General features: G+C 64.4%; 5 protein-coding genes and 1 pseudogene. 3 read left to right on the forward strand and 3 right to left on the reverse strand.

Annotated features, from left to right (window positions below; genetic code table 11):
• The 3 genes and pseudogenes from ACY693_RS15075 to ACY693_RS15085 form a co-directional block, all read left to right on the forward strand.
• Positions 1–332 (forward strand): annotated as a pseudogene (locus ACY693_RS15075) (SLC13 family permease); the annotation flags it as partial.
• Positions 332–1420, forward strand: a complete 1089-nt coding sequence (locus ACY693_RS15080; protein WP_462322634.1) for an ATP-grasp domain-containing protein — start codon at positions 332–334, stop codon at positions 1418–1420. The pseudogene ACY693_RS15075 and the gene ACY693_RS15080, both read left to right, overlap by 1 nt.
• 9 nt (positions 1421–1429) lie before the next feature.
• The gene (locus ACY693_RS15085; protein ID WP_462322635.1) at positions 1430–2359 is read left to right on the forward strand and encodes a diguanylate cyclase; all 930 of its coding nucleotides are present in this window, start codon (positions 1430–1432) and stop codon (positions 2357–2359) included.
• Between the two features lie 37 nt (positions 2360–2396).
• Here ACY693_RS15085 and ACY693_RS15090 read toward each other — a convergent pair whose 3' ends face one another.
• The 3 genes from ACY693_RS15090 to ACY693_RS15100 form a co-directional block, all read right to left on the reverse strand.
• Complete coding sequence (locus ACY693_RS15090; protein ID WP_462322636.1) at positions 2397–2912, reverse strand: GNAT family N-acetyltransferase; 516 nt, start codon at positions 2910–2912, stop codon at positions 2397–2399.
• Positions 2909–3181 carry a type II toxin-antitoxin system TacA family antitoxin gene (locus tag ACY693_RS15095; RefSeq protein ID WP_462322637.1) on the reverse strand — a complete coding sequence of 91 codons (273 nt, stop codon included), beginning with the start codon at positions 3179–3181 and terminating at the stop codon, positions 2909–2911. The genes ACY693_RS15090 and ACY693_RS15095 overlap by 4 nt, the downstream gene beginning before the upstream one ends.
• A gap of 214 nt (positions 3182–3395) precedes the next feature.
• Positions 3396–4820, reverse strand: a 1425-nt coding sequence (locus ACY693_RS15100; RefSeq protein WP_462322638.1) for a hybrid sensor histidine kinase/response regulator, incomplete at its 5' end; no start/stop codon positions are given.

The raw sequence follows: 4820 nt of genomic DNA on the forward strand, positions 1-4820 counted from the left end.
GGCCGGTAGTGGTGATGACCGCGCTCGGGGCACTGGCGATGCTGCTCACCCAGCCTCTGCACAACGCCGCGGTCGCCGTGGTGATGACCCCCACCGCCCTCACCGCCGCGAAGGCCATGGGGGCTGATCCGCGCCCGTTCGCGATCGCGGTGCTGGTCGGCGCCTCCGCCAGCTTCCTGCTGCCCACCGGGCATCCAGCGCCCTTGCTGGCACAGGGACCCGGCGCCTATCGCACCGCGGACTATCCTCGCTTTGGTCTCGGTCTCGCGGGGCTGACACTGGCGACGATCGCGTTTATCATCCCAAGGATCTGGCCATTGGAAGGTGCATGATGCACAAACAGAACCTCTTCTTCATCGGCCTAGACGACTCCAGATTGCAGCAGCTCGAGCAGCTGCCGCAAGCGGAGCATTGCGCGTTCCATCCGCTCCTTGAAGTCCATGCGATCCACGATCCCCTGCATTGCGACATGCGAGCGCTGATCCACGAGGCCGTGGATACCCTCGCTGGCTTCAAAGGCACCGTCGATGGCATCGCCAGCGATTGGGGCTTCCCGGCCAGCGCGCTGGTGCCGATCCTCGCAGCACGTTTCCGCCTGCCATCACCCCCGCTAGAGGCCGTGCTCAGGTGCGAGCACTGTTACTGGGGCCGCCGCGAGCAGGCCGAAGCCGTTCCTGAGCACGTGCCAAGCTTCCAGGCCTTCAACCCGCGCGATGACGACCTCCCCGAGCGGCTCGCTCTGGAGCCGCCCTACTGGATTCACCCCTTCGAATCCTTCCGCTCGGATCTGGTCTTTCCGGTCCATAGGCCGGAGCAGTTGGACGCGGCCCTGCCCCTGATCCGACGCCAAGAAGCACTCCTGAGCGAGCCTTTCCAGTGGATTCTGACGAATTTCGAGGTGCCGGCAGACATACGGCAGATGCGAGAGACCTTCCTCGCCGAGCCCATGATCGCAGGCGAGCGCTGCACGGTGGAGGGCTATATCCATGAGGGTGAAGTGCACGGCCATATCCTCGGCGGCGGCCTGGGTAACTCAGACCCTTTCTCCCTGTGTCGTAGCGATGAAGCCAACCCGCTGAGGCGTGAGGTCGAGAGCCGGGTGCTCGCGATTGCAGAGGTTGTACTGACGCGGATCGGTCTCGACAACGCACTCTTCAGTCTCGATTTCTTCTACAACCAGGACAACGATCATATCTGGCTGCTGGGGATCAACCCCGTTATCTCGCGGGCAGGCTCCGAGCGCTTCGAGCAGGCCCAAGGGATCTCGCCGCTCGGCGTCATGGTGGACCTCGCGCTCGGTCGCAAGCCAGTGGCGATCCAGCAAGACACCAAGCCGAGCATCGCCACAGCCGAGCCGAGGGCCGAGGACCCCGCCGACGGCGAGCCCGAGACCGCCACGCGCGTTGAGGCCGACGAGTAGAGATGGCCGGTGTTGGCCAGCGCCGAGTTGGCTGACAGCCGCATCCTGGTGGTCGACGACAAGGAGGACAACCTGGCCATGCTCGAGACGATACTGCGCGACGCCGGATTTGTTCACATCGATCTCGCCCGCAACAGCGATGAGCTCTTCGCGCAGCTAGGACAGGGCAGGCCCGATCTGATCCTGCTCGATATCCAGCTACCGAAACACGATGGCTTTGAGATCTGCGAGCAACTGCAGGCGAGCCTCGACCATGCAGAGATTCCGGTCATCTTCATCACCGCGATGCACAAGGACGCCAAGAGCATCGTGCGGGCCTTCGCCTCAGGCGGGGTTGACTTCTTGACCCGTCCGTTCTTACCGGAAGAGCTGATCGCGCGGGTACAGATCCAACTGCGTGTTGAGCGGCATTGGAGGCAGCTCGAGGAGCTGACTCGCATCGATCCCCTGACGGGCCTTCTGAACCGCCGCGCGATGAGCGAGCAGGTTGAAACGGAGCGGCGTCGCGCACTGCGCACCAGCTCGACCTACGCCTTGCTGCTGGCAGACATCGACCACTTCAAGCCTGTCAACGACAATAACGGCCATCACTGCGGCGACGCCGTGCTGTCCGCCTGCGCCAGGCTTCTCAAGGAGCGGGTCCGGCGCAGCGAACAGGTCTGCCGCTGGGGTGGCGAGGAGTTCTTACTCCTACTGCCGGACACCAATGCCGCAGGTGCCGCCGTGCTGGCCAACGCCCTGCGCTCGGCCGTGGAAGACAGCACGTTCACCTGCGATAACGATCGCACGCTGCGCGTCACCCTGAGCTTCGGGATCATGGCCGACAGTGGGGAATGCAGCGTCGAGGAATGCATCAGCAAGGCCGACGCCGCTCTGTACGCCGCCAAGCACGCCGGCCGCAATTGTTGCATCACCCATGCCGACGCGGTCGGTCGCTAGGCGCTGCGGCTGCTTTGTCGATTGGTGAGTAAGCAGGTTACTGGTGCTTGAGCCTTGCCGCTATCCCCTTCAGCGGGATGAACAAGGTCCGCCCCGCCCCTTCCACATCGAGACGGAAGAACCCATGGTGCTCATAGAAGACGACGGCCTGCTCGTCTTTGGCATCGACGACCAGAGCGAATGCGGCGATGTCCGACTCGATGACCCTGCGGACGGCATCCACCAGCATTGCAGAGCCGAGCCCCTGGCCTCGACATTCCTGATCAACCGCCAGACGGCCGACCCGCACGGCGGGGATGGCTGGATAAGGCGGAAGCTTGCGTGTTTTCTCGGCAGGGAGGTCCGGTAAGGCGATATGACAGGCCGAGAGCGTGTAGAAACCGCAGATACGCTCGGAGTCGCTGCAGAGCGCGACGTAGCATGCCGTTAGGCGGCGGCGGATATCCTGGGAGACCTGGCGGTGAAAATAACGGTCGAGCGCCTCGATCCCACAGCAGAACGAGTCGCGAGCCCTGTTCCCCAGTGGCTCGGTACGGAAGGAAACGGCTTTCAAGCCGGCCCCGTCGTGCGTTTGTAGCGATCAATCGCCCGCTCCATGGCGGACGCCAGAGGCGGCGGATCGATCAGCGCCTGCGCAAAGCGCAACTGGTCCTCATAGGACAAGGTGATCAGGTCGGCTTGAACAACCGTCTTTTCAGCGGCTTGACGCGCTGCCGTGACCACGAAATCCGACAACGACCGTCCCTCGATCTCCGCCGCCCGCTTTAAAAGGGCGTGAACGTCCGGACTGACTCGCGCCTCAAATCTTGCCTGTTTGCCCATCGTCGAACCTTTCTCGAAACGCCTACTCTTCGCCAAAATGTACGGTATTATTCCGTACATGACAAGAAAAGACCGCAGGGCAAGACCCTCAGCGTCAGCCTACCGCGCGAGCACAGGCTGGAGCCGAAGACGACGGGCCCGGTCTGAGGCGCTGGCCTTGATCGCGCCAATCATTCCGTTGATCTGGCCGCTTGAGGCTAGATGATGCCGCTGTTCATCGCGCCACATCATCTGTCGCTCGACTGAGCTCGCTGGAGAGGACAGCCTTCAGCCCGGCAATCCCAACCGGCTTGACGAGGTGGTGATCGAAGCCTGCCTCTTGCACGCGCCGGCAATCCTCATCGGCGCACCAGCCGGTCACTGCAACCAAGGTGAGCTGCCCGGGCGGGTACTGCGCCCGCACCTGACGCGCCAACGCATAGCCATCCATGTCCGGCATGCCAATGTCGGCCAGTATCACGTCGGGACGGAAGCGGGGTAGCGCCTCGAGCGCGTCGGCACCCGAGTAGGCAACCGCTGTCTTTGCCCCCAGGGTCTGAAGGAGCATGTCGAGGGAATCGGCGATGTCCTTGTTATCGTCGACGACGAGGATGCGGAGGTCGGCAACGCTGCCGGGCCGTTCGCCGACGGGCGCCTTCTCGGCGACCGGCGCCCGCTGGCTCAGGGGTAGGGTCACGGTGAAGGTCGCGCCCTGGCCCGGACCGTCGCTGCCCGCCGAGACGCTCCCGCCGTGCATCTCCACGAGGCGCCGGACCAACGTCAGGCCGATTCCGAGGCCGCCGCCACGACCAGCCTGTGCCTGGGAGAACATCTCGAAGACCTCGGGGAGCTGCTCGGGAGGAATCCCAATGCCCTCGTCGCGCACGCTGACCCGCACCTGCTCCCCTTGGCGTTCGGCGAGCACCCAGATGCGACCGTCGTCCTCGCTGAACTTGGCGGCGTTGTTCAGGAGATTGGCGAGTACCTGCACCAATCGGACCCGGTCGCCTTCGATGGGCAGCGGCTCCGGCGGCAGATCCACGCTGAGACGCTGATCGCCATGTCCAATCCCGATCTCGCTCATCTCCAGGGCCGATTCGATGATTTGGGCGAAGTCGATCTGCTCCTTGTGCAGCTCAATGTTGCCGCGGCTCACGCGAGAGACGTCGAGCAGGTCCTCGACCAGACGCGCCAGATGCGTGAGCTGGCGGTCCATCATCGCGAGCGCACGGTCGGTGGCGACCGGATCATCGCGCCGTTCCATGAGCAGGTCGACGCCGGTGCGCAGGGGCGCCAGCGGATTGCGCAGCTCGTGGGCCAGGGTCGCCAGGAACTCATCCTTGCGGCGATCGGCCTCCCTCAGCTGCTCCTGAGCTCGGCTGCGCTCGGTGACGTCGACAGCGACACCGGGGAAGGTCGCGGGGACCCCTTGATCATCGTGCTCGGCGCGCCCCCGGGCGAGAATCCAGCGCACCTGCCCGTCCGGGTGAACCACTCGGTACTCGGCTTGAAACGCCTCTGCGCGGGAGGCGGCGGTCTCAATGCCTTGCTCCATCCGCTCGCGGTCCTCCAGATGCATGCAGGCGAGAAAGGGCTCCAAGGGCAGCTCCCGCTCCTCGCCGCCAAGGCCGAAGAGTCGGAGCAGGTTGGCGTCGGCGAG

The sequence above is a fragment of the Halochromatium sp. genome (assembly GCF_054919635.1).